This is a genomic window from Streptomyces sp. ACA25 (assembly GCF_028200735.1).
In the GTDB taxonomy this organism is placed as follows: Bacteria; Actinomycetota; Actinomycetes; order Streptomycetales; family Streptomycetaceae; genus Streptomyces.
This window is the reverse complement of the sequence record NZ_JAQKPV010000005.1, coordinates 116,617-143,129: the sequence shown is the minus strand read 5'-3', so window position 1 is coordinate 143,129 and position 26,513 is coordinate 116,617. Positions and strand designations below refer to the sequence as shown.

25 protein-coding genes and 1 riboswitch are annotated in these 26,513 nt (G+C 72.2%); of the genes, 4 read left to right on the top strand and 21 right to left on the bottom strand.

Annotated elements, in window-relative coordinates:
- Nucleotides 1-77: 77 nt before the first annotated feature.
- From cysS to PJ985_RS10590, 5 genes are all read right to left on the bottom strand, one after another.
- Nucleotides 78-1,472 (bottom strand): cysteine--tRNA ligase, encoded by a 1,395-nt coding sequence (gene cysS, locus PJ985_RS10610; RefSeq protein WP_271683401.1) that lies wholly within the window; start codon nucleotides 1,470-1,472, stop codon nucleotides 78-80.
- Nucleotides 1,473-1,577: 105 nt separating this feature from the next.
- Entirely contained in the window at nucleotides 1,578-1,988 is a 411-nt protein-coding gene (locus PJ985_RS10605) for a PPOX class F420-dependent oxidoreductase (protein WP_271683400.1), read from the bottom strand.
- Nucleotides 1,989-2,073: 85 nt separating this feature from the next.
- Nucleotides 2,074-2,580: a 2-C-methyl-D-erythritol 2,4-cyclodiphosphate synthase gene (ispF, locus tag PJ985_RS10600; protein WP_271683399.1), complete on the bottom strand. Its 507-nt coding sequence runs from the start codon at nucleotides 2,578-2,580 to the stop codon at nucleotides 2,074-2,076.
- Nucleotides 2,570-3,379 carry a 2-C-methyl-D-erythritol 4-phosphate cytidylyltransferase gene (gene ispD / locus PJ985_RS10595; RefSeq protein ID WP_271683398.1) on the bottom strand — a complete coding sequence of 270 codons (810 nt, stop codon included), beginning with the start codon at nucleotides 3,377-3,379 and terminating at the stop codon, nucleotides 2,570-2,572. The genes ispF and ispD overlap by 11 nt, the downstream gene beginning before the upstream one ends.
- A gap of 300 nt (nucleotides 3,380-3,679) precedes the next feature.
- Complete coding sequence (locus tag PJ985_RS10590; protein ID WP_271683397.1) at nucleotides 3,680-4,162, bottom strand: CarD family transcriptional regulator; 483 nt, start codon at nucleotides 4,160-4,162, stop codon at nucleotides 3,680-3,682.
- Between the two features lie 467 nt (nucleotides 4,163-4,629).
- On the opposite strand from PJ985_RS10590, the gene PJ985_RS10585 reads away from it, so the two are divergent.
- Nucleotides 4,630-5,286, top strand: a complete 657-nt coding sequence (locus PJ985_RS10585; RefSeq protein WP_271683396.1) for a DUF461 domain-containing protein — start codon at nucleotides 4,630-4,632, stop codon at nucleotides 5,284-5,286.
- Between the two features lie 119 nt (nucleotides 5,287-5,405).
- On the opposite strand, the gene PJ985_RS10580 is transcribed toward PJ985_RS10585, so the two are convergent.
- Complete coding sequence (locus PJ985_RS10580; protein WP_271683395.1) at nucleotides 5,406-6,086, bottom strand: response regulator transcription factor; 681 nt, start codon at nucleotides 6,084-6,086, stop codon at nucleotides 5,406-5,408.
- A complete protein-coding gene (locus tag PJ985_RS10575; RefSeq protein WP_271683394.1) occupies nucleotides 6,083-7,435 on the bottom strand; it encodes a sensor histidine kinase in 1,353 nt (450 codons plus the stop codon). Before PJ985_RS10575 ends, PJ985_RS10580 begins: the two co-directional genes overlap by 4 nt.
- 314 nt (nucleotides 7,436-7,749) lie before the next feature.
- Here PJ985_RS10575 and phoU point away from each other — a divergent pair, with 314 nt between their 5' ends.
- Entirely contained in the window at nucleotides 7,750-8,427 is a 678-nt protein-coding gene (gene phoU / locus PJ985_RS10570; RefSeq protein ID WP_271683393.1) for a phosphate signaling complex protein PhoU, read from the top strand.
- A gap of 540 nt (nucleotides 8,428-8,967) precedes the next feature.
- A complete protein-coding gene (locus PJ985_RS10565; RefSeq protein ID WP_271683392.1) occupies nucleotides 8,968-10,254 on the top strand; it encodes a sensor histidine kinase in 1,287 nt (428 codons plus the stop codon).
- Nucleotides 10,255-10,366: 112 nt separating this feature from the next.
- Here PJ985_RS10565 and PJ985_RS10560 read toward each other — a convergent pair whose 3' ends face one another.
- From PJ985_RS10560 to PJ985_RS10510, 10 genes are all read right to left on the bottom strand, one after another.
- Nucleotides 10,367-11,125, bottom strand: coding sequence for a phosphoglyceromutase (locus tag PJ985_RS10560; protein WP_271683391.1), 759 nt, complete (start codon nucleotides 11,123-11,125; stop codon nucleotides 10,367-10,369).
- Between the two features lie 117 nt (nucleotides 11,126-11,242).
- Complete coding sequence (locus PJ985_RS23330; RefSeq protein WP_333909843.1) at nucleotides 11,243-12,325, bottom strand: transglycosylase family protein; 1,083 nt, start codon at nucleotides 12,323-12,325, stop codon at nucleotides 11,243-11,245.
- A 4-nt stretch (nucleotides 12,326-12,329) separates the two neighbouring features.
- Nucleotides 12,330-12,542, bottom strand: a riboswitch (cyclic di-AMP (ydaO/yuaA leader).
- A gap of 382 nt (nucleotides 12,543-12,924) precedes the next feature.
- Nucleotides 12,925-14,910: a helix-turn-helix domain-containing protein gene (locus PJ985_RS10545; protein ID WP_271683390.1), complete on the bottom strand. Its 1,986-nt coding sequence runs from the start codon at nucleotides 14,908-14,910 to the stop codon at nucleotides 12,925-12,927.
- 66 nt (nucleotides 14,911-14,976) lie between these two features.
- Nucleotides 14,977-15,768: a 3-hydroxybutyrate dehydrogenase gene (locus PJ985_RS10540; RefSeq protein WP_271683389.1), complete on the bottom strand. Its 792-nt coding sequence runs from the start codon at nucleotides 15,766-15,768 to the stop codon at nucleotides 14,977-14,979.
- The gene (locus tag PJ985_RS10535; RefSeq protein WP_271683388.1) at nucleotides 15,765-16,637 is read right to left on the bottom strand and encodes an alpha/beta hydrolase; all 873 of its coding nucleotides are present in this window, start codon (nucleotides 16,635-16,637) and stop codon (nucleotides 15,765-15,767) included. The genes PJ985_RS10540 and PJ985_RS10535 overlap by 4 nt, the downstream gene beginning before the upstream one ends.
- Nucleotides 16,634-17,782: a branched-chain amino acid ABC transporter permease gene (locus PJ985_RS10530; protein WP_271683387.1), complete on the bottom strand. Its 1,149-nt coding sequence runs from the start codon at nucleotides 17,780-17,782 to the stop codon at nucleotides 16,634-16,636. Before PJ985_RS10530 ends, PJ985_RS10535 begins: the two co-directional genes overlap by 4 nt.
- Nucleotides 17,779-18,729: a branched-chain amino acid ABC transporter permease gene (locus PJ985_RS10525; protein WP_271683386.1), complete on the bottom strand. Its 951-nt coding sequence runs from the start codon at nucleotides 18,727-18,729 to the stop codon at nucleotides 17,779-17,781. The genes PJ985_RS10530 and PJ985_RS10525 overlap by 4 nt, the downstream gene beginning before the upstream one ends.
- Nucleotides 18,726-19,484 carry an ABC transporter ATP-binding protein gene (locus tag PJ985_RS10520; RefSeq protein WP_271683385.1) on the bottom strand — a complete coding sequence of 253 codons (759 nt, stop codon included), beginning with the start codon at nucleotides 19,482-19,484 and terminating at the stop codon, nucleotides 18,726-18,728. The genes PJ985_RS10525 and PJ985_RS10520 overlap by 4 nt, the downstream gene beginning before the upstream one ends.
- Nucleotides 19,484-20,245, bottom strand: a complete 762-nt coding sequence (locus PJ985_RS10515; protein WP_271683384.1) for an ABC transporter ATP-binding protein — start codon at nucleotides 20,243-20,245, stop codon at nucleotides 19,484-19,486. Before PJ985_RS10515 ends, PJ985_RS10520 begins: the two co-directional genes overlap by 1 nt.
- 3 nt (nucleotides 20,246-20,248) lie before the next feature.
- The gene (locus PJ985_RS10510; protein ID WP_271683383.1) at nucleotides 20,249-21,499 is read right to left on the bottom strand and encodes a substrate-binding domain-containing protein; all 1,251 of its coding nucleotides are present in this window, start codon (nucleotides 21,497-21,499) and stop codon (nucleotides 20,249-20,251) included.
- A gap of 241 nt (nucleotides 21,500-21,740) precedes the next feature.
- Here PJ985_RS10510 and PJ985_RS10505 point away from each other — a divergent pair, with 241 nt between their 5' ends.
- Nucleotides 21,741-22,958: an extracellular catalytic domain type 1 short-chain-length polyhydroxyalkanoate depolymerase gene (locus PJ985_RS10505; RefSeq protein ID WP_271683382.1), complete on the top strand. Its 1,218-nt coding sequence runs from the start codon at nucleotides 21,741-21,743 to the stop codon at nucleotides 22,956-22,958.
- Nucleotides 22,959-23,075: 117 nt separating this feature from the next.
- Here PJ985_RS10505 and PJ985_RS10500 read toward each other — a convergent pair whose 3' ends face one another.
- The 4 genes from PJ985_RS10500 to PJ985_RS10485 all read right to left on the bottom strand — a co-directional run bounded on the left by PJ985_RS10500 (nucleotide 23,076) and on the right by PJ985_RS10485 (nucleotide 26,448).
- A complete protein-coding gene (locus PJ985_RS10500; protein ID WP_271683381.1) occupies nucleotides 23,076-23,783 on the bottom strand; it encodes a lytic polysaccharide monooxygenase auxiliary activity family 9 protein in 708 nt (235 codons plus the stop codon).
- A 221-nt stretch (nucleotides 23,784-24,004) separates the two neighbouring features.
- Nucleotides 24,005-24,514: a YbjN domain-containing protein gene (locus PJ985_RS10495; protein ID WP_271683380.1), complete on the bottom strand. Its 510-nt coding sequence runs from the start codon at nucleotides 24,512-24,514 to the stop codon at nucleotides 24,005-24,007.
- Nucleotides 24,507-25,850 carry a D-inositol-3-phosphate glycosyltransferase gene (gene mshA, locus PJ985_RS10490; RefSeq protein WP_271683379.1) on the bottom strand — a complete coding sequence of 448 codons (1,344 nt, stop codon included), beginning with the start codon at nucleotides 25,848-25,850 and terminating at the stop codon, nucleotides 24,507-24,509. Before mshA ends, PJ985_RS10495 begins: the two co-directional genes overlap by 8 nt.
- Nucleotides 25,851-26,034: 184 nt before the next feature.
- Nucleotides 26,035-26,448 carry a VOC family protein gene (locus PJ985_RS10485; protein ID WP_271683378.1) on the bottom strand — a complete coding sequence of 138 codons (414 nt, stop codon included), beginning with the start codon at nucleotides 26,446-26,448 and terminating at the stop codon, nucleotides 26,035-26,037.
- Nucleotides 26,449-26,513 lie beyond the last annotated feature (65 nt).

The window sequence follows — 26,513 nt, the reverse complement described above, 5'->3', positions numbered from 1 at the left end:
GCCACGAGGGCGGGCCGCGCCGGGCCCCAGGGGGTATCCGCTCGCTCGGTGATCTGTAGTTGTGAGGGCCGGGCCGGTCAGCGGAGCTCCCACCGGGGGCCCTGCGGGGTGTCCTCGATGACCAGCCCGGTGGCCTGGAGCTCGTCCCGGATGGCGTCGGCGGTTCCGTAGTCCTTGCGTTCCCGGGCGGCCTGACGCTGCGCGAGCACGAGCCGGACGAGCGAGTCCACCACGCCGTGCCACTCGTCGCGCTGCTGTCCCGGGCCGGCCGTCCAGCGCTCGTCGAGGGGGTCCATCCCGAGGACGGAGAGCATCGCCCGCACCTGGCCGGCCAGGGCCGCCACCGACTCCTTGTCACCGGCGGCGAGAGCGGTGTTGCCCTGGCGGACGCTGGTGTGCACGGCGGCCAGCGCCTGCGGCACCCCCAGGTCCTCGTCCATCGCCGCGGCGAAATCGTCCGGCACTCCGTCGGCCGGTGCCACCGGTCCGCAGCTCTCCGCCGCACGCTGGAGGAAGCCCTCGATCCGGCCGAAGGCGGCGTCGGCCTCGGCCATCGCCTCCTCGCTGTACTCGATCATCGAGCGGTAGTGCGGGGTGCCCAGGTAGTACCGGAGGACGAGCGGGCGCCAGCGCTTGGCCATCTCGGTGACCAGCACCGAGTTGCCCAGCGACTTGCTCATCTTCTCGCCGCTGAGGGTGACCCAGGCGTTGTGCATCCAGTAGGCGGCGAAGTCGTCGCCGAAGGCCCGCGACTGGGCGATCTCGTTCTCGTGGTGCGGGAAGACCAGGTCGAGTCCGCCGCCGTGGATGTCGAAGGCCCGGCCCAGGTACTTGTGCGCCATCGCGGAGCACTCGAGGTGCCACCCCGGCCGGCCGGGCCCCCACGGGGTGTCCCAGGACGGCTCGCCGGACTTGGCCGCCTTCCACAGGGCGAAGTCGCGCGGGTCGCGCTTGCCGCTCTCCCCGTCGCCCGCGGGCTGCAGCAGGTGGTCCAGGTCCTGGCGGGACAGCTCCAGGTAGCCGGGGTGGGAGCGTACGTCGAAGTAGACGTTGCCCTCGGCCGCGTAGGCGTGCCCCCGCTCGATGAGCTCGTGCATCATCGCGGTCATCTCCGGCACATGGCCGGTCGCCCGGGGCTCGTAGGTGGGGCGCAGGCAGCCGAGCGCCTCGTAGGCGTCGTTGAAGGCCCGCTCGTTCTCGTACCCGATCGCCCACCAGGGCCGGCCCTGCTCAGCACCCTTGGTGATGATCTTGTCGTCGATGTCGGTGACATTGCGGACGTAGGTCACCTCGTAGCCCCGGTAGGCCAGCCAGCGGCACAGCACGTCGAAGTTCACCACCGACCGGACGTGCCCGATGTGCGGCACGGCCTGCACCGTAGGGCCGCACAGGTACAGCGACACACAGCCGGGGCGCAGCGGAACGAAGTCACGGGTCTGCCGGGCGCTGGTGTCGTACAGGCGAAGAGTCACGCGTCAAGCGTAGTAGGTCAACGCGCCGCCCCGTGCCTTCCGGAGCCGGAAGCGCTGCGGAGCGGACGCGTCACCCCTGCGCGCGGGGGCCCTTGGGCTGCCCGGTCAGGCCATGCCCATCCCGGTGACCCGCTCGGGCCTGATGCGGACGACGACCCGGGCGCCGTCGGAGCCGGCCGACGGGTTGAAATCCGCGTACTTCTTGCCCGCGTACTTCAGGGACAGTTCGTCGATCAGCTCCTGTCCGCCTTCGGTGGTGAGCTCGGCCGTCCCACGGATCTCGGCGTACTCGTACGGGGACTCGGCGGGCTGGACGACCACGGAAACCCGCGGGTCGCGTTGCATGTTGACGGTCTTCTGACGTCCCTCTGCGGTGGAGACCAGCAGGTCGTCGCCGTCCCGCTTGATCCAGACCGGGGAGACCTGGGGCCGGCCGTCCGCCTGGATGGTGGCGATCATGGCGAAGACCCGGCTGTCCAGGAGGTTCTTCACGCTGTCGGAAAGGGTGGCTGCCACGGTGGGACCTTTCTCCGAGAAGGTGCACGCTGCTGGGGGTCGCTCGTTTCCACGCTAGCGTCACCGAGCCGGAAAGGGACGGACCTCAGCCGCGCGGCACGAGGAGGGCCGTGGCGATCGCGGCCAGCCCTTCGCCCCGACCGGTCAGTCCGAGTCCGTCGGTGGTGGTGCCGGACACCGAGACGGGCGCCCCGACCGCTCCGGAGAGTGCCCGCTGGGCCTCCGCCCGGCGCTTGCCGATCTTGGGCCGGATGCCGATCACCTGGATCGCCACGTTGCCGATGGCGAAGCCCTCGGCCCGCACGATCCGGGCCGCCTCGGCCAGCAGGGTCACGCCGGAGGCACCGGCCCACTGCGGACGGCCGGTCCCGAAGTGCGCCCCGAGATCGCCCGCTCCGGCGGCCGAGAAGAGGGCATCACAGGCCGCGTGGGCTGCCACGTCCCCGTCGGAGTGCCCGGCGAGCCCGTGGTCGGCGTCCGGCCAGTGCAGGCCGGCACACCAGAGCGCGCGGCCGGGCGCGAAGGCGTGCACATCGGTACCGATTCCCACCAGCGGCATCGGCGGTGCGGCGGCCCGGTCGTCAGAAGCCATCGTTGACCCTCCTGCGGGCGAGTACGGCCTCGGCCAGCACGAGGTCCAGTGGGCGGGTGACCTTGAAGGCTTCCTCGTGGCCCGGGATCAGCACCACCGGCACTCCGAGCCTCTCCACCAGGCCGGCGTCGTCGGTGGCGCCCTCACCCGGGCTCCGGAAGCGCTGATGGGCTTTGACCAGAGTGGCGCGGTCGAAGCCCTGCGGGGTCTGGACGGCGCGCAGCAGGGAGCGGTCGGGGGTGGCGACGACCGGCTCGGGGGTGCCGCGCTCGCGGCCGGCGTCCGCCGAGACCTGCTTGACCGTGTCGGTGACGGGGAGCGCGGGCACCACGGCGGGTGCCCCGGCCCGGACCGCTGCGGCCACCGCGTCCACCGTGTCGACCGGTACAAGGGGGCGGGCCGCGTCGTGCACCAGCACCACGCCGACATCAGCGGGCAGGGCGTCGAGCCCGCGGCGCACGGAGTCCTGCCGGGTCTCGCCTCCGGGAACGACGAGGACCTCGACGGTGCTGCCGACCGTTTCGGGAAGCGGGTGCTCGTCGAGCAGCGCCCGGACCTCCGCGGCACCGCCGGGCGGTGCGACCACGACCACCAGGGAGACCGCACGGGCACGGGCGAGGGCCCGGACGGCGTGCACGAGCATGGGTGTGCCGTTGAGCTGACGCAGCGCCTTCGGGCTGCCGGGGCCGAGCCGCACGCCGCGGCCTGCGGCGGGGAGCACGGCCGCGGTGCGGGTGGCGGCGCCGGAAAGGGAGTTGACGGAGGAGGGGATGGGGCCGTTCAGTGACTGATCTGACATTGCTACCGGGTGCAGGTTTGTTTCCGGGGGAGGGATGGGTATGGCCTGAGCGTGCCGGGCACGAGAGACGATCGGCCCTTCCGTGACGAGACCACCGGTCGCCTCGGTTCACCCGTCCGGCACCCCATCAGGGGAGGACGGCGAACGATCGGGCATTGCTGCGTGCAGCATGCCGGTGGCGACGCGCCGCAGCGCCCGTCCGGCACGGGAATGCCTTCGGGCGCTGCAGCACGATGTGAACCGGTCACAGGGCGAACGACCAGCGGCCCCGCGAGGGGCGCTGAGCTGCTCAGGTACCGGTCAGGACGCGAGGACCTCGTCGAGCAGAGTCTCGGCCTTGTCTTCGTTGGTGCTCTCCGCCAGCGCGAGTTCGCTGACCAGGATCTGCCGCGCCTTGGCGAGCATGCGCTTCTCGCCGGCGGACAGGCCCCGCTCGCGCTCCCGACGCCACAGGTCGCGCACGACCTCGGCAACCTTGATGACGTCACCGGACGCCAGCTTCTCAAGATTCGCCTTGTAACGACGGGACCAGTTCGTCGGTTCTTCGGCGTACGGTGCCCGCAGCACCTCGAAGACCCGGTCGAGTCCGTCCCTACCAACCACGTCGCGCACACCCACGAGCTCGGCGTTCTCCGCCGGCACGCGTACTTCGAGGTCACCCTGGGCAACCTTCAGTACGAGGTAGAGCTTGTCCACGCCTTTGATCTGACGAGTTTCGATAGCCTCGATCAGCGCGGCCCCGTGATGGGGATAGACCACGGTGTCGCCAACCTTGAACGTCATGTGACAGGTACCCCTTCCGTGGCTATCCAGAGTAACACGGGTTTGCCCCCTTCTGAATGGTGTTTTCGCAGGTCAGACCATATCTCAGGGCTTGACAATCCCGCCCGATGCATGCTTTGCCGAGGGTGGTCGAGCAGGTATCCGCAGGTGAGAGCCGCGTTGACGGCGCGCCGCATTCCGGCGGAGAGGGACGGAATCAGCTCACTCCATGTCAGTACTCTGTCCGTTTTGTCAGGGTTTACAGAATCGCATCACCCGACCGGACGAGCGACTCGGAATTGATCACCGGAACGGGCCCTGGACATTGATCAATTCCAGGCCCCGGATTACCCCGGGGACGTGCAGGTGGGTCGGGTGCGCCCCGCCCGGACGGGGTCGGTACGCTGAGCCCGCCGACAGATCACCTTGCCGTCCGGACGGGCCGCCCAGCCCGCCCGCCGAAGCTCGCCCTAGGAGATGCCGCCGCCGTGAGCAGCAGCCTTCGACGCGGTGTCCTCGCCGCGACCATCGCCTTCTCGATTCTTCCGTTGACTGCCTGCGGTGCCGGGTTCGACGCCGGGACCGACCAGGTCAACCCGAACCACGCGTGGGCCGAGACGGACAGCATCCGGATCCAGAACGTCACCGTCCTCCTGAGCGAGGACCAGGACGGCCCCGCCTCGGTCATCGCCCGCATCTTCAACAACGGCGACGAGGACCAGACTCTCGAGGGCATCGCCGTCGCCGACTCCGGAGCCCAGGCCGACCTGACACCCGCAGAGGGTGAGTCCGAGATCGTCGTGCCTTCGGGCGGCTGGGTCGCTCTCGGCGGGGACGGCAACGCCGCCGCCGTCTTCGAGGACCCCCGGGCGGCCGAGCTCTCCCTCGGTGCCGCCCCCCGCATGGTCTTCGACCTCAGCACCAGCGGCAGCGCGGAGATGCACCCCCGGGTCGTCCCGGTGACGGGTGACTTCGCCTACAACGAGGGCTGGGGACCGAGCCCCGCCCCGGCGCCCGATCCCGAGGAGGAGGCGGCCGAGCCGGCGGAGGAGGTCGAGGAGGACCCCGAGGAGGACCAGCTCGAGGACCCGGACGCCCCGGACGACGAAGCCGAGGACGAGGACGACGAGGCCGGCCGGGACTGAGCAGCCGTCTCACGGGTGCCGGCGCCGCCCGCAGGACGGCGCCGGCACCCGCTGGACGGACCCGCCGGTGCCGCGGTGCGCGCGACCGGCCTCGGCCGGCACCCCCGGCCCGGCGCCCGTCACGGCTCGAACTTGTAGCCCAGCCCGCGTACCGTCACCAGGTACCGCGGTGCTCCCGGGTCGGGCTCGACCTTCGCCCGCAGCCGCTTGACGTGCACGTCGAGCGTCTTGGTGTCACCGACATAGTCGGCCCCCCAGACCCGGTCGATCAGCTGCATGCGGGTCAGCACCCGGCCGGCGTTCCGCAGCAGCATGGCCAGCAGATCGAACTCCTTCAGCGGCAGGTCGACCTTCCGGCCGGAGACGGTGACCACGTGGCGGTCCACGTCCATCCGGACCGGCCCGGCCTCCAGGGCCGTCGGGCTCTCCTCCTCGGTTTCCCCGCGGCGGCGCAGCACGGCGCGAATACGGGCCACCAGTTCGCGCGAGGAGAACGGCTTGGTCACGTAGTCGTCGGCGCCTATTTCCAGGCCGACGACCTTGTCGATCTCGCTGTCCTTCGCGGTCACCATGATGACCGGGACGTTCGAGCGGCCGCGGAGCTGGCGGCAGACCTCCGTACCGGGCAGCCCCGGCAGCATCAGATCCAGCAGAACCAGATCGGCGCCGTTGCGCTCGAACTCGTCCAGCCCCTCCGGCCCGGTCGCGGCGATGGCGACCTCGAAGCCCTCCTTGCGGAGCATGTATGACAAGGCGTCGCTGAACGACTCCTCGTCCTCGACGACGAGCACTCTGGTCACGGGTGGACCTCCCCGGCTGATGTGTCGGTACGGGTACCCGGTCCTCGGTCCGCACCGTTGACGCGGAGCGCGTCCTCGGTGCCGGCCTCGTCCTCGTCGACGGGGCCGTCCGGGAATTCGGCCGGGTCATGCAGCGCGCCGCTCAGTCCGCCCCGTCCTGCCCGGGCGATCCGGTGACGCTCCCGCGCACTGCCGGGTTCCGGCAGCCGCAGAGTAAAGGTGGAGCCTTCGCCCTCGGCGCTCCAGACGTGGACCTCCCCGCCGTGCGAGGCGGTCACGTGCTTGACGATGGCCAGGCCGAGCCCGGTGCCGCCGGTGGCCCGGGAGCGAGCCGGATCGACACGGTAGAAGCGTTCGAAGATCCGCTCCCGGTCGCTCCCCGAGATTCCGATGCCCTGGTCCGTCACGGAAATCTCGATCTGCTCCCCGCTGCGGCGCCCGTCACCGGCAGGCAGCCTGGTCGCGGCGATGGCGACCCGGGTGTGCGCCGGACTGTAGTTCACGGCGTTCTCGACCAGGTTGCCGAGCGCGGCGGCCAGCTGACCGCGGTTGCCCCAGACCGCCAGGCCCTCGGTTCCGCCGGAGGCCATGGTGATCTCCTTGGCCACCGCCTGCTGACGGCAGCGGTCCATGGCCTCACCGACCAGCTCGTCGACCGGCACCAGCTCCGCGTTGGTCAGCGGGTCGTTGTCCTGCACGCGGGACAGGTCGATGAGCTCCTGCACCAGATTGGTGAGCCGGGTGGCTTCGGTCTGCATCCGCCCGGCGAAGCGCGTCACCGCCTCCGGGTCGTCGGCGGCGTCGAGCACCGCCTCGGAGAGCAGCGAGAGCGCACCGGCGGGCGTCTTGAGTTCATGGCTCACGTTGGCGACGAAGTCCCGGCGGACGGCTTCGATGCGCCGGGCCTCGGTCAGGTCCTCGACGAGCAGCAGCACCAGCCGGGAGCTGAGGGGGGCGGAGCGGGCGGAGACCGCGAGCGCGTCGGAGCGGCCCTTGCCCCGTCGTGGCAGGTCCAGCTCCAGCTGCCGTATCTCGCCGTCCCGGCGGGTTTCCCGGGCCATCTGGAGCATCGGCTCGACCGCGAGCCGGCCGCCGCGCACCACGCCCAGGGCGTAGGCCGCGGAGCTGGCCTTCACCACCCCGTCGCGTTCGTCGAGCACCACGGCGGAGGACCGGAGCACGGAGAGCACGGTGTCCACGCCGGAGGGCAGCCCGTGCACGGGGGCCGGGGTGTCCCGCAGCGGTCCGGTCCGTTCACGTTCGCTGAGACGGAACGCCAGCATGGCGATGACACCGGTGCAGAGACCGGCCATCGCTGCCACTGCGGCGACCGCCGCGTTCACGTCCATAACCCCAGGTTATGCGGGTGGCCCCCGGCTGTTGCAGAGCTGAGAGCAGATGCTCTCTCCCGCGCCGGGAGAAGTTCACCTTGACGACAGCGGTGGTTCACTTGAGGGGTCGGAAACAGCCGCTTTCCCCGAGGAATCTGGAAGCGTGACAGTCCGGGTCCGCTGGTCCCGGGCGCCCTGATCCAGCGTGGTGTTCCGTCCCCCGGCGAAGCGGGGATCAGATCCGGGATACTCAGTCAGATACTCGGTCGCGCGTGCCCTCTTCCGGGATGGGGAGAGGGGCCCGGCGGGACCATGCGAGGGAAGGTACGAAGATGCGTGACGCGTATCACGAGGAACTCGATGCGATCAGTGACAGCCTGGTCGAGATGGCGCGGCTCGTCGGCTCCGCGATGGGGCGCGCCACGACGGCGATACTCGACGCGGACCTGAAGCTCGCGGAGAACGTGATCGCCGCTGACGTGGCGGTCGACAAGATGCACCGGGACCTGGAGAACAACGCCATCGCGCTGCTCGCCCGGCAGCAGCCGGTCGCCACCGACCTGCGGATCGTGGTGACCTCCCTGCGGATGAGCGCGGACCTGGAGCGCTCCGGTGACCTGGCCGAGCATGTCGCGAAGGTCGCCCGCCTGCGGTTCCCCAACTCGGCGGTGCCGCGGGACCTGCACGCGACCATCCTGGAGATGGGCCAGCTGGCGCAGCGGCTGATGGCCAAGGCGGCCGAGGTGATCATCACCAAGGATGTGGAGCTGGCCCTCCAGCTCGAGACGGACGACGACGAGATGGACACGCTGCACCGGACGCTGTTCCGGCACCTGATGGACGACCGCTGGAAGCACGGCATCGAGACCGCGGTGGACGTGACCCTGCTGGGCCGCTACTACGAGCGTTTCGCCGATCATGCGGTGTCGGTGGCCCGCCGGGTGGTCTACCTGGTGACCGGGGAGCACGCGGACGAGTTCGAGCCGGAGCTGCCGGACCCTTCGGCCTGAGGTGGTTCTCCGGCCCGGTGCGGTCGTCCCACGGGGGTAGCGCCGGCGGCTGCGCCCCGGCGTGCACCCCTTGGCCGCCGGCTCGTCGGCGGCGGGTCCGCCCTTTCGCGCCGTTGACGCGCCGGGCCGGGGCGGGGGTCCAATGAGGGTGGTGCAGGCAGGTGGCGGATACCTGCGCGCCGAGGAGGATTCCGTATGGCTCGTTCCCTTGCCCCGACCTCTCTGTCCTCGATTCCGGCAGCCGGGCCTCGGCCCGCGCCGGCAACCTGTTCCTGCGGTTCCGGCTGTTCCTGCGGCTGCCAGTCGGGCGGCTCGTGCAGTTGTGGCGGCTCCTGCGGCTGACGGTCGCGGAACGTCCGTCCCGTACGGGCCCGGTGCGGCGGGGGCCCGGGTTCCGTGCGGGGCCGGACGCCTGCCGGCCGGGCCTCGTCGGCCGGCGAGGTTCCGGGGGCGGCTCACCGCGCGGCCCGGTCCGGGTGGTGGTGCGGGTGGTCGTCGCACGCCCTCGGCAGCACGTGCGGCACCGCCTAAGCTCGGGGCATGACCGAGACAGCGGCTCCGCCCCGCCCGCACGGCCGGGCGCAGCACTGGGTGCTCCCGGGCGAGATGCTGACCGCTGACCGGAACGAGCCGGTGCGCCGGACTGCCCGGGACTGGCTGGTCGACAGCCTGCTGTTCGGCTGGGCGGTGCTGCTGTGGCTGCTGATGCTGCAGTTCGTCGCGGAGGCGGATTACCTGCCCGGCTGGGTCCGGACGGTCGACCCGGTGCTCGGGGCGCTGAGCTGTCTGGCCTTGTGGTGGCGGCGGCGCTTCCCGATGGCCCTGGCGCTGTTCATGGTGATCCCGGGGATGTTCTCGAGCACCATTTTCGGCGTCATGATGGTGGTCATTCTCAATCTGGCGCTGCGCGTCCCGCTGCGGCCGGCGCTGCTGGTTCTCGGGCTGCACCTGGTGGCCGTCACCCCGTACGTCGTGCTGTACACGGTTCCGTACGAGGGTGGCTGGGTCAGTGCGGCCTTCACACTCGCCTACTACCTGGTGTTCTTCACCTGGGGCACGACGATGGCCGCCCGGCGGCAGTTGGTGCTGCGGCTGCGGGAGGATGCCGAGCGGGAGCGCGGCGCGCACGCCCGGCGGCTGGCGGACACCCGGCGGGTCGAACGGGAGGCGATCGCGCGGGAGATGCATGACGTTCTGGCGCACCGCATCTCGCTGCTGTCCGTGCACGCCGGTGCGCTGGCGTACCGCACGGGGCGGTCGGCGGACGGCGCGGGCCTGCCGCTGTCCGAGGCGGAGGTCGGCCACAGTGCCCAGGTCATCCGGGACAACGCGCACCAGGCGCTGGAGGAGCTGCGTGAGGTCCTCACCGTCCTGCGGGGCAGCGCGTCGGCGGACGGCGGGAGCGACGCGCTGAGCAGCGGACGGCCGCAGCCCGGTATCGGGGACGTCAGCGCCCTGGTGGAGGAGGCGCGGACGGCCGGCGAGCGGGTCACGTGCAGCGACACGACTGTTCCGCCCGCCGCGGAGGCACTCCGTCCCCAGGTGCAGCGGACCGTGTTCCGGGTCGTGCAGGAGGGGCTGACCAACGCCCGCAAGCACGCGCCGGGAGAGCGGGTCACGGTGGCGCTGGCCGGTGGGCCCGGCCGGGGGCTGACGGTCGAGGTGGTGAATCCGCTGCCCGGCGGGGTGACCGCCGCGGAGATCCCGGGGGCGGGGGCCGGGCTCACCGGGCTGGAGGAGCGCACCGCCCTGGACGGCGGCTCCCTGGAGTTCGGCAGCACGGACGGGACGTTCCGGCTCCGGGCGACGCTGCCGTGGGCTGCCTGACGGCGGGTGGGGTTCCGGGGCCGCGTGCGGTGAGCGCGGGCGGGAACGGCCGGGCCCCCTGCCTGCGGTCGGGACGCAGGAGGGGGCTCGGGAGGCGGGGAGAGGGCCGGGGCTACTTCTTGCCCTGGTTCGCCACGGCCTGGATGGCGGCCTCGGCCGCCTGGGGGTCGAGGTAGCGGCCGCCGGGTGTGATCGGCTGGTAGTGGTTGTCGAGCTCGTAGAGCAGCGGGATGCCGGTGGGGATGTTGAGGCCCACGATGTCCTGGTCGGAGACTCCGTCGAGGTGCTTGACCAGCGCGCGGAGGCTGTTGCCGTGCGCGGCGACCATGACCGTGCGGCCCGCGAGGAGGTCGGGGACGATGTTGTCGTACCAGTAGGGCAGCATCCGGACGACGACGTCCTTGAGGCACTCGGTGCGCGGGAGCAGCTCGCCGGGGAGGTGGGCGTAGCGCGGGTCGTCGATCTGCGAGTACTCGGCGTCGTCGGCGATCGCCGGCGGCGGGCTGTCGTAGGAGCGGCGCCAGGTCATGAACTGCTCCTCGCCGAACTCGGCGAGGGTGGCGGCCTTGTCCTTGCCCTGCAGCGCGCCGTAGTGCCGTTCGTTCAGCCGCCAGGCGCGGTGCACGGGGATCCAAGGGCGGTCGGCGGCGTCCAGTGCGAGGTTGGCGGTGCGGATGGCGCGCTTCTGCACGGAGGTGTGCACGACGTGCGGCAGCAGTCCGGCTTCGCGCAGCAGGTTGCCGCCGCGAACCGCCTCCTTCTCGCCCTTGTCGGTGAGGTCTACATCCACCCATCCGGTGAACAGGTTCTTCGCGTTCCACTCGCTCTCGCCGTGGCGGAGCAGGATCAGCTTGTACGGTGCGTCGGCCATAGTTCCGAGACTAAACGAAGTGGGCGGGGCCCGGCCCGCAGGGGCCGCTGTGCGGTCCCTGCGGGCCGGAGCGGGGCCGTGGGGCGGGTGCCCGTGGCCCTCCGGGTCCCGGGGGGATCAGTAGGGACCGTTGACGTTGTCGATCGATCCGTAGCGGTCGGCCGCGTAGTTGCAGGCGGCGACGATGTTGGCGACCGGGTCCCACTGGCTGTTCTTCGTGCCGGGGACGTGGTAGGCGTCGAAGGTCGGCTTGATGACCTGGAGCAGGCCGATGGAGGGCGTGCCGCGCTGGGCGTTGATGTCCCAGTTGTTGATGGCGTTGGGGTTGCCGCTCGACTCCCGCATGGTGTTCCGGAGGATGCCCTCGTAGCTGCCGGGGATGTTGTGGGCCCGCATGATGTCCAGGGCTTCGCGGATCCAGCCGTCCAGGTTGTTCGGGTAGGACGGGGCGGCGGCGGGGGGAGTCGCGGGCTGTTTCGTCCCGGTGCTCTGCTCGCTCTGCGCTGTGCCGGTGGCCGAGGGCTTGCCGGTGGCCGAGGGCTTGCCGGTGGCCGGGGAGGTGCCGCCCGGCTGAGCGGTGGCGAGGGTGAGCTTCTGGCCGGGGAAGATGAGGTCCGGGTTGCCGCCGACGGTCTCCCGGTTGGCCTCGTACACCGCTGCCCAGCCGCCCTCGATGTCATGGCCGGTGGCGATCCCGTGCAGGGTGTCGCCGCTGGTGACGGTGTAACGGTCCGCGGTGCCGGCCTGTCCTCCGGACGCCGCTGCCCCGGAGGCTGCCCGCGCCGCGGCTCCGGCGCTCTCCCCGCCACTGGCCTTGCCGAGCCCGGCCGCGGGGCCGCACCCCGGCCAGGCGGCCGGCCCCTGGAGGGCGAGCAGTTTCTCGGCCGTGGCGATCTGTTCGTCCTTGGTGGCCAGGTCGGCGCGCGCCGCGTAGGCGGTGCCGCCCGCCAGTTCCCAACTGGACTGCTTGAATTGCAGTCCTCCGTAATAGCCGTTGCCCGTACGGGAGGTCCAGTCACCGGCGGAGGCACATTCGGCGACCTCGTCCCAGACGGAGGAGGAAGTGGCCGCCTGCGCACTGCCGGCGGTGATCAAAGGGGCGGCGATACCGGCGCCGCCGGCGGTGAGAACAACGGAAAGCCGGGAGAATTGACGGGATATCAAGGGGGTGCGCGAGCGCCGGTGACGGCCACGGGACATGGGGGTGCTTCCTCTCCTGCGCCTGCGAGGTGAGCTGTCGGATTCGGACGGGAGTTGCCCGGCCATGTCCCCATGCCGCAAGGCATGTTGAGAATTGGCTTCACCCCTAGCCGGACCGCTGCGACGCGCGGCACGGCACGTTACCTGGTTTCCCCGCTCCTGCCGTGGGGCCGTGCTTCTCCACCCGGCCGGCGGCAGGATTCGGCGTTCCGGCGGTGGAGCCTCCGCCGACGTGCGAAGGCCAGGTCACACAAACACAACGCATTGGTGAAGACAAGGCACCGGAAAGCCGGGGGTCTTCCTTTCACTGCTGCTTCGGCAGCACCGGCCACGGTATGCGCTGGATCTTTGTCCGTGCGTGAGAGAGACGGAATGCGCGGATTCCCCAAGCTGCTTTCCCACAGGGGCAGTCGGCAGAACGGCTCACCGAGCCCCCGGAAACCGCACCCGAAACTCCGGCGAGAAGTGATCTGCGCCACACCTCGCCGCGAACTGTTGCACCACATCGCCTCATTGCGTATTTTGCGCCCGCTTTCCCGCCCAAGGCAGGAGCAATCCGCGTACTCTGCGGCGAGGTGGGCAAAATGACCGCTCCGCGGTCAGCGGACGACCGCGGCGGAGAGCCGGTGCAGACGCAGCGCCAGCTGGATCTCCAGGGCACGGGACGGCGACTGCCAGTCCTCACCGAGCAATCGGCCCACCCGGTCCAGCCGCTGCGCGACGGTGTTCACGTGAATGTGCAGGACGTCCTTGGCCCGGGCCGGGCTCATGCCGCAGGCGAAGAAGGCGTCCACGGTGACCACCAGCTCGGTGCCGCGCCGGGCGTCGTAGTCGAGCAGCGGTCCCAGGGTGCGCCGGACGAAACCCGCCACGTCCTGGCTGTCGGCCAGCAGCAGCCCGAGGAATCCGAACTCCTCGGCGGCGCCGCCCTCTCCCCCGCGGCCGAGCAGCCGCAGGGCCTGCACGCAGCGCCGTGCCTCGGCGTACGCGTCGGCGACCGTGGCAGGAGCCGCGGCGGGGGCCGGCATCACTGCCGAGGCCCCGACGGTGACCGGTGCGCTGAGCGAGCCGGTGAGCTGGGCCGCCGCCCATCGGGCCAGTGAGCCGGGGGTGCCCGCACCGCCTGCCCCGGCAGGGTGTCCGGTCCCGCCCCCGGGAGCCGGGGCGCCGGTGCTGCCCAGCGGCATGAGCAGGACCACCCCTCCGTCCCGCGCCGCTGCCAGTCCCTGCCAGGTGGCGGCGAGATGGGCGGCGGCAGATCCCAGCAGCTGCCGCCCGACCACCTCGTCCCCGGCACCGTCCTGGCGGGCGGCCAGCAGCACGTGCGGCACGTCCAGGTCGGCTCCCAGCCGGGCCGCCCGTTCGCGCAGCAGCCGAGGGTCACGGCCGGGGGCGTCGAGCAGGTCGTCGAGCAGCTCGCCGCGCACCCGCTGCTCGGCCTCGCCCGCGGACCGGCGGGCGAGCAGCAGCAGGGAGGTGACCATGGCGGCGCGTTCCAGGGTGCGCTGGTCCACCGGGTCGAGCTCGGGCAGGCCGTGCAGCAGCAGGGCGCCGAGCAGCTCGCCGCCCGCCGCGACGGCCGCCACCCAGGTGTCGCCGTCGCGGACCGCCCGGCCTTCCTGCCCGGAGCGCTCCACGGCCGCCGGGGAGGCCGTCCCCACGCCGGTGAACTCCACGGCAGCACCCAGCACTTCGGCCAGGGCGGCAGCGACGTCGGTCACCCCGCCGCCGCGCAGCACCAGCTCGGCGAGCCGGTCGTGCACCTCGCCGGCCCGCTCGATGACCCGGCTGCGGTCCCGGATGATGGCGTTGGCGGCCTCCAGGCCGGCGAGTGCGCCACGGGTCTCGGCCAGCAGCCGGGCGGTGTCGATGGCGACGGCGGCGTGCGCGGCGAAGGAACCGAGGAGGGCGACCTGCTCCCGTTCGAAGAACCGGGCGCGGCGGTCCGCGGCGTAGAGCACGCCGATCACCTCACGGCCCAGCAGCAGGGGTACCCCGAGGATGGCGACGAGCCCCTCCTCGGTGACGCCGGTGTCGATGGTGCCGGTGTGCCGGAACCGGGAGTCCTGCAGGTAGTCGTCGGTGACGTAGGGGCGGGCGGTCTGGGCGACGAGCCCGCCGAGCCCTTCCCCCATGCCGAGCCTCAGCTGCTGGAAGCGGGCGGAGACGGAACCTTCGGTGACCCGCATGTAGGTGTCCCCGCGGTCGGGGTCGGTGAGCGTCAGATAGGCCACCTCCGTGCCGAGCAGGGACCGGGCCCGCTGGACGATGGCGCGCAGCACCGCGTCCACGTCGCGCAGCCCGGCGAGGTCGTGCGCCGTCTCGAACAGGGCGGTCAGCTCGGCCTCCCGGCGCCGCCGCCCCTCCAGCTCGGCCCGTACCCGCAGGGCGGCCCGCCGGGCCCGGCCCAGCTCCGCGAGCTGCTCCGCCGGGGCGCCCGCCGTACGGGCGCCCAGCAGCGGCTCCTCGTACGCGGCGGCCGGGGCGTCCTGGGCCAGGAGCTCCAGGTACGGGTGCTCCAGGTACGGGCGCTCCGAGGACGGGCGCTCCGGGGAGCCCTCGTCCGGGTGCTGATCAGATCGCATGGTCACAGACTCAACGGTGAGGGGCGGTGGCGCCAGAGCCGGGACGGCACCGGCCGGGCGCCGGGGTCAGTGCGCGGTCCAGCCGCCGTCCATCAGCAGGGAGGTGCCGGTGACCGCCGAGGAGTGCGGGGCGCACAGGTAACCGACGGCCTCGGCCACCTCGCTGGGTTCGATGAGCCGCTTGACCGCGGTGTCGGCCAGCAGGATCTCGCCGACCACCCGTGCCTCGGGGATCCCGTGCGCGGCGGCCTGGTCGGCGATCTGCTTCTCGACCAGCGCGGTACGGACGTAGCCGGGGGACACGCAGTTGGAGGTGACGCCGTGGGCGGCGCCCTCCAGAGCGGCCACCTTCGACAGCCCTTCGAGGCCGTGCTTGGCGGCGACGTACGCGGACTTGTAGGCCGAGGCCCGCACCCCGTGCACGGAGGAGATGTTGACGATGCGTCCCCAGCCCTGGCCGTACATGTGCGGAAGAGCACCGCGGATGAGGCGGAACGGGGCGTGCAGCATCAGGGTGAGGATGGCGGTGAAGTCCCCGGGCGGGAACTCCTCGATCGGCCGGACCAGCTGGATCCCGGCGTTGTTGACCAGGATGTCGGTGCCCGCGGCGGCCTCCTCGGCGGCGTCCAGGTCGGTGAGGTCCAGCGGGTACGGCTCCACCGCCCCGCCGCCGGCCTCGGCGGCCAGCGCGCGGAGGCCGTCGGTGTCCCGGTCGACGGCGCGTACCTTCGCGCCGGCGGCGGCCAGCCGGAGGGCGCACGCCCGGCCGATGCCGCGGGCCGCGCCGGTGACCAGCGCGGTGCGCCCGTCGAGGTCGAGGGAGTGCGGGGCCGGTGCGCGCCGGGTGGTGCCCCTCATGCCCGCACCTCTTCCGCCAGGGCCCGCACACCGTGCGGGGCGAGCAGGATCGTGTAGTGGTTGGTGTCCGGCACGGCCCGCGCCGTCACCGCCGTCCCCGCCAGGCCGGCCGCGGCGACGCGGGCGGCGTCGTACAGGCCCTGGGGCTCGTTCAGCAGCCCGCGTTCCGCCCACAGCAGGGTGGCGGGCACCGTCAGGCGGCGCAGGGCGCCCGGGGTCACCGGGCCGGTGAGCACGTCCGCGCCGTCGGCCCGGACCGCTTCCAGGAGGCAGGAGCTGCGCAGCGCGGGCGGGGAGCCGGTCAGGTCGTGGTCCACGTAGGTCTCGATGTCGGGCCCCCAGTGCGCGGCGAGTGCGGGATGGTCACGGAAGAACGCCCGGTACGCGGCGCGGTCCGGGAAGGTCAGGGACAGCCGGCGCATGGCCGGGCCGATCACCGCCTCCAGTTGTGCGTCGAGGTCGGTGCCGGGCGGGGCCGGGAAGCCGAGCCCGCCGTCGGCGAGCACCACGCGGGAGTAGCGGCCGGGGTGCCGGGAGGCGGCGAGCGCGGCGACGAACGCGCCCATCGAGTGGCCGAGCAGGGTGACCTGCCGCCCGGGGGCGAGGTGGTCGTGCAGTGCCAGCACGTCGGAGACATGGGCGGTCAGCCCGTACGGTCCGGGCAGCGCCCGGCTCCCGGCCCGGCCACGCAGGTCCGGCGCGTACACCGGGCGGTCGGACAGCTCCCTGGCCAGGGCGGTGAACGTCCGGCTGTTGGCGGTGATGCCGTGCAGGGCGATCACCGGCTCGGCTGCCGGGTCCCCCGGCCAGCAGGTGACGGCCAGGTCTCCGCCGGCCACCGGGACGCCGCGCTCTTCGGGCCGGCTCACCGGGCCCCTCCTTCCGGGCGGGTGGCGTCCGCGGTGCTGCCGCGGCCGGTGCCCAGGGCCCGTCCGATCTGGGCGATGCCGCCGGGGGCCACGTACACCGCGATGACGAAGAGGATGCCGAGCACGACCAGCGGCTCGGACAGCGGCGCGGCCAGCCAGGCCGGAAGGTCGTCCACGAAGTCGGAGACCCCGAAGGCGGTGAGCCGGTGGTCGAGGTAGATGAACAGCGCGCCGCCGACCACCGGGCCCCAGCGGGTACCCGCTCCGCCGAGGACGACCATGACCAGCAGGGTGAGGGTGAACTCCGCGGTGCTGGCCTCCGGGGTGATGCCGGCCGTGACGACGAGGTAGACGATGCCGCCCAGCAGCGCCAGGAAGGAGGCCAGCACGAACACCGCGAGCTTGTGCCGGAACGGGTCCCGGCCCAGCACCGACACCCGCTGCTCGTTGTCGCGCAGCCCTTGCCAGACCTTCCCGGCCGGGGAGGCGGCGGCGGTCCAGACGACGGCGGCGGTGACGACCAGGTAGGCCAGGGCGAGCCAGTACAGGTTCACCGTGTTGCTGACTCCGATGAACACGTCGGGGACGGCCTCGGCCCGCAGCGGCAGTCCTTCCTCACCGCCGGTCAGCCCGCCGGGGTTGCGCCCCACCCAGATCGACCCGGCCTGGGCGAAGGCCAGGGTCACCATGGCGAAGCCGATGCCGCCCAGCGCCAGGGTGCGCAACGAGATCGCCCCGAGGAGGCAGGCCGCGGCGCTGCCGGCCACCAGGGTGAGCAGCGCGGCGGGGAGCAGGCCGAGCCCGAGTTCGGAGGTCGCCAGCTGGGTGCCGTACGCGCCGCCGGCGATGTAGAGGGCGTGGCCGAAGGACAGCAGGCCGGTGCGGCCGAAGAGCAGATCGTAGCTGAGCGCGAAGCCGGCGAAGACCAGGCAGAGCGCGAACAGTTGCAGCGAGCCGGCGGAGTTGACCGGCCCGTCGAGAAGGACGGGGATGTCCAGGGCGGAGTAGGGCAGGAGGAGCAGGATCAGCAGGACGGCGGCCGGGGCGAGCAGGCCGCGCCGTCCCGGGGTGAGGCGGAGCCGTCGGCCGGGGGGTGCCGTGCCGGTGGGCGGGGCGGTGGTCGGTCGGGTGGCGGCGGTGGTCATGCCTGGCCTCCGGTGGACGGTGCGGCGGCCCCGGCGGTGGGCGGACGCGGCGCGGTGGTCCGCTCCCGCAGCCACTGCACGGGGCTGCGGCGGCCGGGGGCGGGGCGGGCGAGGATGACGACGGCCAGCAGGATGACGACGGCGAAGTCACCGAAGCCGCCGGCCACGTAGTAGTTGGTGTACTGCTGCACCAGGCCGACGGCGAGCGCGGACAGGGCGACTCCGGTGAGGGAGTGCATGCCCCCGATGATCACCACCACGAAGGCGAAGATCAGCAGGCTGGTGCCCTGGTGCGGGGAGAGGGAGCCGAAGTAGAGGCCGGCCAGCACGCCGGCGAGTCCGGCGAGGGCGCCGCCCAGAGCGAAGATCAGCGTGAACGCCTTGGTGACGTCGACGCCGAGGGCGGTGACCATCGACCGGTCCTCCACACCGGCCCGCACGATCAGCCCGTACCGGGTGCGGCTGAGGAACAGCTGGACGCCGATCAGGACGGCGACCGCGGCGGCGATCAGGACGAAGCGGTTGACCGGCACGCTGGCGCCCAGCACCGGGACGGTGCCGGCCAGGGCCTCGGGCACCGGGAAGGGCCGGGAGTCGGCCCCCCAGTACGCCTGCACCAGGGCGGGGATGGCCAGCGAGAGGCCGACGGTCACCAGGATCTGTTCCTTCACCCGCCCGTACAGCCGCCGGATCAGCACCCGTTCGACGACGACCGCGAGCAGCAGGCCGGTGAGGGTGCCGGTGACGACGGCCGCGAGCAGTCCGGTCATGCCGCCGATCGCCTCGGCGGTGCGCCAGGCCGCGTAGGCGGAGACGGTGAGGAAGGCGCCGTGCGCGAAGTTCAGGACGTCCATCAGCCCGAAGATCAGGGCGAGTCCGGACGCGATGAGGAAGTACAGGGCCGCCAGGCCGAGTCCGGTGAGGGTGAGCAGCACGAACGCGCTCATGAGGACGCTCCCTTCGGGTCGGCCAGGTGCGCGGCCCGGCCGACACCGAGCAGAGTGGTGGTGCGGTCCCGGTCGGCCAGCAGTTCGGCGGCCGGCCCGGTGTGGACGACGCGGCCGTTGTCCAGGACGACGGCCCGGTCGGCGAGCTTGCGGATCACCGCGAGGTTCTGCTCGACGAGCAGCATCGGGACCCGTTCGGCGGCGCGTCCCAGAACCTCGGTGACCTCGGCGACGACCCGTGGGGCGAGGCCCTTGGTGGGTTCGTCGACGACGAGCAGCCGGTTGTCGTTCAGCAGAGTGCGGGCGATGGCGACCATCTGCTGCTGCCCGCCGGAGAGCGTGCCGGCCCGCTGTTCGCGCCGGGTCAGCAGCTCGGGGAACAGTTCGTGGACGAGCGGGTAGTCGTGCCGGTCGCCGGGGCGTTCGGCGAGGGACAGGTTCTCGGCGACGGTCAGCTGGGTGAACACGCCCCGGTCCTCGGGTGCGTAGCCGATGCCGCGCCGGATGGTGCGGTGGGTGGGCTCGCGGGTGATGTCCTGCCCGTCGAAGGTCACGCTGCCGCCGGTCACCCGTCCCTCGTCGGGCAGCAGGCCGAGAACGGCCTTGACGGTCGTGGTCTTGCCGACCCCGTTGCGGCCCATCAGGGCGGTGACGCCGGTGGCGGGCACGGAGAAGCCGACGCCCTGCAGGATGCGGGATCCGGCGATGTCGACGCGCAGGTCCTGCACGTCCAGGATGTGCGGGGTGCCGCCCATCAGATGCCCTCCCCGAGGTAGGCGCGCTGGACCTCCGGGTCGGCCATGACGGCCTCCGGGGTGCCGTCGGCGAGCAGGGTGCCGTGGTGGAGGACCGCGATGCGGTCGGCCAGGTCGAGCACGATGTCCATGTGGTGCTCGACCATGAGCAGGGTGCGGCCCTCCTCGCGGTGCAGCTGGCGCATGACCGCGGCCAGCTCTTCGATCTCCTCGGCCGCCACCCCGGCCATCGGCTCGTCCAGCAGCATGAGCCGCGGCCCGTCGCCGGAGACGGTGGAGGCCAGCAGCATGGCGAGTTCGAGCTTGCGCTTGTCGCCGTGGCTGAGCCCGCCCGCCAGGTCCGGTGCCCGGTGGCCGAGCCGCACCCGCTCCAGCACCCCGGCGACCTGTGCCCCGGTCACCCTGCGGGCACCGACGGCGCGGGCCGCGAGCTCGACGTGCTCGGCCACCGTCATGGTGGGGAACACCGAGGAGGACTGGAAGGTGCGGCCGATGCCGAGCCGGGCCCGGCGGTGCGGCGGCAGCCGGTCCACGGCCCGGCCGTCGAGCCGCACCGCACCGGAGGTCGGCCGGGTCACTCCCGACACCAGGTTGAACAGGGAGGTCTTGCCGGCTCCGTTGGGACCGATGAGGGCCAGGAACTCACCTTCGGTCACGGCGAGGTCCACGCTGTCGACGATGGTCACGGCCCCGACGGCCCAGCTCAGCGCCTCGAGCCGGAGCACGTCGGGCGCCTTGACGGCACCTGCGGGCGTCACCATGGGTCAGTCGCCTTCCGGCAGTGCGGGGGCGACGGTCTGCGCGTCGAGGGTCTGCACCACGGACGGCAGGTCACCGTCGAACTCGGCCTGGAACATGGGCTGGATGAGGGCGTGGTCCTCGGCCCGGACGGTGTTCTCACCCTTGACGCCGGAGAAGGTGAAGCCCTCCAGGGCCTCGACCATGGCGGCGGTGTCACCGTCGGCGCCTCCGGCCCGCACCGCCTCGACGACCATCTGGGCGGCGTTGAAGCCGTCCGGGCTGAACAGGTCGGTCTCCCAGCCCTTGTCGTCGAAGTACGCCTCCATGGCCTGGGCCTCGGGGGTGTCGGTCGCACCGGGCACATAGTGCGCGAGCAGCGTGATCTTGCCGCGGGCCTGGCCGAAGACGGGGTAGCTGGCGCGCATGTCGAGCCCGGTCACGACCGTCGCGCTGTCCAGGACGCCCTGCTGGTCGAGGGTGGTCCACATGGACTGGGCGGTGTCCCCGGCCCAGGCGACGAAGACCATGTCGGGGTCCTCGGCCTTCACCCGGGCGGCGGACGGGGTGAGGTCGGTGGCACTGGGCGGGGCGAGCACGGACGCCACTTCCAGGCCCTGCGCGCCGAGCACGCCCTCCACGGCCGCCACGTTGGCCTGCCCGAAGGCGTTGTCCTGGGCCAGGACGACGACCTTCTGATCCTCGCCGTCCCCCAGGATCTCCTTGGCGGTCACGACATCCTGGTAGGTCTGCCGTCCGGAGCGGAAGGTGTAGGCGTTGGCACCGGTGACGGCGTCGGTGGCGGCAGGGCCGGAGATGTACAGCACCTCGTTCTGCTCGGCCAGCGGGGCCACCTGCACCGCGACCCCCGAGGAGGCGGTGCCGACGATGATCTTCGCGTCCTCCCCGATGCGCTGCCGGGCCAGTGACACGCCGTTGTCGGGCTCGCCCGCGTCGTCGGACCGGACCACGTCGATGGCGATGCCGTCGACTTCGCCGGTGCCGTCGGTGGCGTGGTCGAGGCCGGCCTCGAAGCCCTGGATGTACTGCTCTCCGTAGGAGGCGAGCGGGCCGGAGGTGGAGGTGATCAGCGCGACCTTCACGGAGGCGTCGCCGTCCTCCGCGGAGCCGCGGCTGCTGCTCTCTCCGGGGCTGGAGCAGGCGGTGGCCAGCGCGGCGGCGACGGCGGTGGCCGCCACGAGGCGGGAGGTTCTGCCGAACGCCCCGGTGGATCGCTCGGGTCTGCTGGTTCTGCTGGTTCTGCTGGGCTGCTGCATGCCGGCTCGGCTCCTCAGGTGGATCCCGGTGATGGGCAGAGCGTCCGCCGAGCCGGCCGCACGCAGCAATGGGTGCGCCGCACATATCCCCCGGCTCCTTCATAACGGTTCGGCCCATACGGCCAGGCCCCCGGCAGTCCTATGTTGCGTGCATCACACCCCCCGACAGGAGACCACCGTGAGAGCCGCATCACCGTCGCGCCGGTCGCGACTGAGACGAAGAGCCGCTTCCCTGCTCGCCGTGACCGCCCTCGTGGCGACCAGCGCCCTGACCGCCGCCGGAACCGTCCAGGCGTCCACCGCCCCGGCCGCCGCCACCGCCCAGCCGGCCCCGGTCACCGGGTTCGGCTCCAACCCGGGCAACCTGACGATGTACCGCTACGCCCCGCCCGGCCTCGGATCCGGCAGCCCGGCCGTCGTGCTCCTGCACGGCTGCGGGCAGGGCGGCCCGGAGTACTTCACCCACGCGGGCTGGCAGAAATTCGCCGACGCACACGGATTCTCGGTCATCGTCGCCGAGCAGAAGCAGGCGAACAACTCCTCCCGCTGCTTCAACTGGTTCGAGTCCGGCGACATCTCCCGCGGCCAGGGCGAGGCGCTGTCCGTCAAGCAGATGGTGGACCGCACCGTGGCCGACCTCGCCGCCGACCCGGACCGGATCTTCGTCACCGGCCTGTCGGCCGGCGGGATCATGGCCGCCTCACTGCTCGCCGCCTACCCGGAGGTCTTCGCCTCCGGGGCGGTCGTCGCGGGCCTGCCGCACCGCTGCGCCTCGGGCATGCTCGACGCGTTCACCTGCATGAGCCCGGGCCGCACCCAGTCCGCCCAGGCCTGGGGCGACCTGGTCCGTGCCGCCCACCCCGGCCACAGCGGGGAGCGGCCCACCGTGCAGCTGTGGCACGGCGGAGCCGACCACGTGGTGGCGAGCGCGAACCTGCAGGAGTCCGTGAAGCAGTGGACGAACGCGCACGGCACCAACCAGACGCCGAACGCGACCGGCCAGCTGCCCGCGGACACCACCCGCACCGAGTACCACGACGCCGGCGGCAAGCCCGTGGTCATCAGCTACCGCACCGCGAGCAACGGGCACGGCACCCCGGTCGCGCCGGGCAGCGGGGCGACGCAGTGCGGGCAGGCCGGCGCGTACTTCCTCGCCAGCCTTTGCTCCAGCTACTACATCGTTCAGGACTGGGGCCTGGCCGGCAGCGGCGGAAGCGACCCGGACCCGACCGACCCCGGCCCTGACCCTGACCCGGACCCGGACCCGACCGATCCGCCGGCCACCTGCCACACCGGGTCCAACTACGCCCACACCCAGGCCGGCCGGGCCACCCAGCGCGGCGGCTGGACCTACGCCGTGGGATCCGGCGATGCCCTCGGCCTGTGGAACATGTGGGTCACCACCACGTTGGCCGAGTCACCTCCCGGCTACTACCGCCTCGCACCCGGAGCCTGCTGACCCCGGCGCGCTGCCGGCCCCGCCGAACGCCCCGCCGTACGGGACCCCGGTGCGGTCCCGTACGGCGGGGCGGCGCGCTGAACAGCTCAGCCCTCAGCAGCGCGGCGGCTCAGCGGCTCAGCGGAAGTCCACGTCGCTGCACAGGTAGTACACCTGGTCCGCGTGCGAGGCCTTCCAGATCGTGTAGACGATGTGCCGCCCGCTGCGACCGGCGGCGTTGACGTCGACGGTCATGGTGCGGCCGTTCAGGTTCGGGTCGTCGGACACCTCCCCCTCTCCGGGCAGGATGCGGCCGGACTGCCCGGCCAGCTCCAGGTCACCCCAGCCCAGCGCCTGGTGGAGCGGGTTGAAGCCCTGCCGGGTGACGTACACGTCGATGTAGTCCGCGCCGTGCATCGCCTGGTCGTGAAGGCGGAGCGTGAAGTCGGTCCCGGTCTCGGTCGCCTGCCAGTCACCGACCGCGTCCATGGCGGCGTAGCGGCCTCCCTCGGTGTGCCCGGCACTGCACAGCTGACCGTTGGGGATGACCCCCTGGTGGTCACCGCCGACTCCGTCCCGGTAGAGGCCGTTCCAGTTCCACATCGCGTTCGTGTCGCTCTGCCAGGCCTGCCAGCACATCGGGTCCTGGTTCGCCATTGCCGGGTTCTGGAAGTCATGGCCCCAGCGCTGCCAGCAGCCGTAGTTGCGGGAGGCCGGATCGACGGTGGATCCATGGGCGGCGGCGGGCTCCGCCCACGGGACCACGCTGACGAGACCTGCGGAGAGAACGGCTGCGGCGCGCAGCAGCCACGACCTGCTGCGGCGTTCCTGCTCATGTCTGTTCACGTGCGGCTCCTTGTTTCCGGGTGGGGGGTAAACCGGTTGGGAGCGCTCCCATGTGAGCGTCCTTACCACCGCTCCGCTCGAATGAAACCTTTCATTCCAGGTGCGAAGGAAAGCCCACGAGGCGATGAGGGCTGCGGCGGCGGGTGTGCTCGGGAGCCGGACCGGTCGCGGGAACCCGGCAAGCCGGGCGGGGCGGGCCGGCCGCCGGGCCCGCCTCCGCCTCAGGAGCGGCCGTCGGAGCCGTCGGCCTCCTGCTCGGTCAGATGGGTGAAGGCGTCCAGGTTCCGGGTGGACTCACCGCGCTCGGTACGCCAGGCGTACTCCTTGCGGATGGCGGTGGGGAAGCCCAGTTCCAGCAGCGTGTTGAACGACCCGTCGGCCTGCTCCAGCACGGTGCCCAGAATGCGGTCGAGCTCCTCACCGGACACGGCTGTCAGGGGAAGCTTGCCCACCAGATACACGTCGCCGAGCCGGTCCAGCGCGTAGGCGACGCCGTACAACCGGGGGTTGCGCTCCAGAAGCCAGCGGTACACGTCAGCGTGGTTCTCGTCCGGCGAGCGGACCACGAACGCGTTGACGGACAGCGCGTGCCGGCCGATGACCAGGGAACAGGTCGTGGTGAGCTTCCTGGTGCCCGGCAGGGTCGCCACGTAGTGGCCGTCCTGCGGGCTCTCCCACTCGACCCCGGCATCCTTCAGCGACTGCTCGATGACCTTGCGCGGATCAGCCATGTGCCGATCGTATGCCGGAGAGCACCCGGGTGCGGAAGCGACGCTCCCCGACCGCGTCGGCGTAGACCTCGGCGGTGGCCTCGGCCGAGCTGTCCCAGCCGAAGCCCTGGGCATGGTGGGTGGCGGCCCGGCCCAGCCGCTCGGAGAGTTCGGGATTGCCGGCGAAGCGGCGCAGCACCCGGGCGTAGTCGACCGGGTCGTGGCCGGGCACCAGGAAGCCGGTCATGCCGTCCCGCACGGCCACCGGCAGGCCACCCACTCCGGCGGCGACCACCGGGGTGCCGCAGGCCTGCGCCTCGATGGCCACCAGGCCGAAGGACTCGTTGTAGGAGGGCATGACCAGCACGCTGGCGGCCCGGTACCAGTCGGCGAGCTCGGCCTGGGCGACCGGGGGGCGGAAGCGCACCACATCGCATATCCCGAGCCGGGCCGCGAGCTTCTGCATCTCCTCGGGGCGGGCCAGCCCCGAGCCGCTGGGCCCGCCGACGACCGGGACGACCAGCCGGTCCCGCAGCGCCGGATCGTGGTCGAGCAGTTCCCGGACCGCGCGCAGCAGAATGTCCGGGGCCTTGAGCGGCTGGATGCGCCCGGCGAACAGCGGGATCATCGCGTCCTGCGGGAGGCCGAGGCGGGCCCGGGCGGCGGCCCGGCCGCCCGGCTCCGGCCGGAAGCGGTCGAGGTTCACACCGGGGTGGACGACGGCCGTCCGGGCCGGGTCCGCGTCGTAGTACCGGACCAGTTCGGCGGCCTCCCCCGCGGTGTTCGCGATGAGGCGGTCGGCGGCTTCCACTATCTGCGTCTCGCCGATGATCCGCGCGACCGGCTCGGGGGTGTCCCCGGCGGCCAGGGCGGCGTTCTTGACCTTGGCCATGGTGTGCATGGCGTGCACCAGCGGCACGCCCCAGCGCTGTGCCGCCAGCCAGCCGACGTGCCCGGACAGCCAGTAGTGGGAGTGCACCAGGTCGTAGTAGCCGGGCCGCTGGCCGGCCCAGGCCTGCATCACGCCGTGCGTGAAGGCGCAGAGCTGTGCGGGCAGCTCCTCCTTGGCGAGCCCTTCGTACGGGCCGGCGTCGATGTGGCGCACCAGCACTCCGGGCGCCATCTCCACGACCGGGGGCAGCCCTCCCGAGGCGGCCCGGGTGAAGATCTCGACCTCGGTGCCGAGGGCGGCCAGCTGCTTGGCCAGCTCCACGATGTAGACGTTCATGCCGCCCGCGTCGCCGGTGCCCGGTTGATGCAGCGGCGAGGTGTGCACACTCAGCATGGCCACCCGCCGCGCCTGCCGTCCGGAGCGGCTGCGGGAGCGGCGTCGGCCGATCCGATGAATGTCCGGCACGGATACTCCTGACGACGGCTGACGGCGACGCGAATCTGGAGCGAGCTCCAGGATGTCAACAGCGTCGCGCCGCCACATCTTCCCGCTTTGCCGAACCGTGACCGCGGGAACGCGGAGGGCAGCCGCCCCGTCCGCCACCGGGCGCGTCTCCGCCCGGCCCGGGAGTGCGCCGGGCGAGCGGGCCTCAGGAGGCGTAGCGCTCCGCGAATCCGGCCGAAGGGGGGATGGGGGTGATGACGTCCACCAGGACGCCGTCGGGGGCCGCGAGGAGGAAGTGCCGCTGCCCGAAGTCCTCACTGCGCAGGGGCAGCACCGCCGTCAGCCCTTCCTGCTCCACCAGCCGGGCGTACTCGGCGTCGGCGTCGTCCACTTCGAAGTTGAGCAGCAGCCCGCGCACCGGTGCCCGGTACGTCTCGGGGAGCGTCGGGTGGGAGGCGTCGAGCAGTGCCAGCTCGTAGTGCGGCGGCTCCGGTCGCCGCAGGCTCACGTACCAGTCGGCGTCGAAGGTCACCTCGAAGCCGAAGTACCGGGTCCAGAATGCCGCGGACTCGGCCGGCCGTGGGCTGCAGAGGACCGGATAGAAGCTGCTCAGAGTCATGAGGGATCCCTTCACGGGTTTCACATACCTTGGGTATGTGAAACGACGCTAGTCACGTACCTTGG

Bases quoted from the DNA above. Each gene is read 5' to 3' on its own strand.
- ispF (WP_271683399.1), bottom strand. From the start codon at position 2,580: ATGGCTTCTGACGACCGGGCCGCCGCACCGCCGATGCCGCTGGTGGGA.
- ispD (WP_271683398.1), bottom strand. From the start codon at position 3,379: ATGTCAGATCAGTCACTGAACGGCCCCATCCCCTCCTCCGTCAACTCC.
- PJ985_RS10590 (WP_271683397.1), bottom strand. From the start codon at position 4,162: ATGACGTTCAAGGTTGGCGACACCGTGGTCTATCCCCATCACGGGGCC.
- PJ985_RS10575 (WP_271683394.1), bottom strand. From the start codon at position 7,435: ATGGACGTGAACGCGGCGGTCGCCGCAGTGGCAGCGATGGCCGGTCTC.
- phoU (WP_271683393.1), top strand. From the start codon at position 7,750: ATGCGTGACGCGTATCACGAGGAACTCGATGCGATCAGTGACAGCCTG.
- PJ985_RS10565 (WP_271683392.1), top strand. From the start codon at position 8,968: ATGACCGAGACAGCGGCTCCGCCCCGCCCGCACGGCCGGGCGCAGCAC.
- PJ985_RS10560 (WP_271683391.1), bottom strand. From the start codon at position 11,125: ATGGCCGACGCACCGTACAAGCTGATCCTGCTCCGCCACGGCGAGAGC.
- PJ985_RS23330 (WP_333909843.1), bottom strand. From the start codon at position 12,325: ATGTCCCGTGGCCGTCACCGGCGCTCGCGCACCCCCTTGATATCCCGT.
- PJ985_RS10545 (WP_271683390.1), bottom strand. From the start codon at position 14,910: ATGCGATCTGATCAGCACCCGGACGAGGGCTCCCCGGAGCGCCCGTCC.
- PJ985_RS10540 (WP_271683389.1), bottom strand. From the start codon at position 15,768: ATGAGGGGCACCACCCGGCGCGCACCGGCCCCGCACTCCCTCGACCTC.
- PJ985_RS10530 (WP_271683387.1), bottom strand. From the start codon at position 17,782: ATGACCACCGCCGCCACCCGACCGACCACCGCCCCGCCCACCGGCACG.
- PJ985_RS10525 (WP_271683386.1), bottom strand. From the start codon at position 18,729: ATGAGCGCGTTCGTGCTGCTCACCCTCACCGGACTCGGCCTGGCGGCC.
- PJ985_RS10520 (WP_271683385.1), bottom strand. From the start codon at position 19,484: ATGGGCGGCACCCCGCACATCCTGGACGTGCAGGACCTGCGCGTCGAC.
- PJ985_RS10515 (WP_271683384.1), bottom strand. From the start codon at position 20,245: ATGGTGACGCCCGCAGGTGCCGTCAAGGCGCCCGACGTGCTCCGGCTC.
- PJ985_RS10510 (WP_271683383.1), bottom strand. From the start codon at position 21,499: ATGCAGCAGCCCAGCAGAACCAGCAGAACCAGCAGACCCGAGCGATCC.
- PJ985_RS10495 (WP_271683380.1), bottom strand. From the start codon at position 24,514: ATGGCTGATCCGCGCAAGGTCATCGAGCAGTCGCTGAAGGATGCCGGG.
- PJ985_RS10485 (WP_271683378.1), bottom strand. From the start codon at position 26,448: ATGACTCTGAGCAGCTTCTATCCGGTCCTCTGCAGCCCACGGCCGGCC.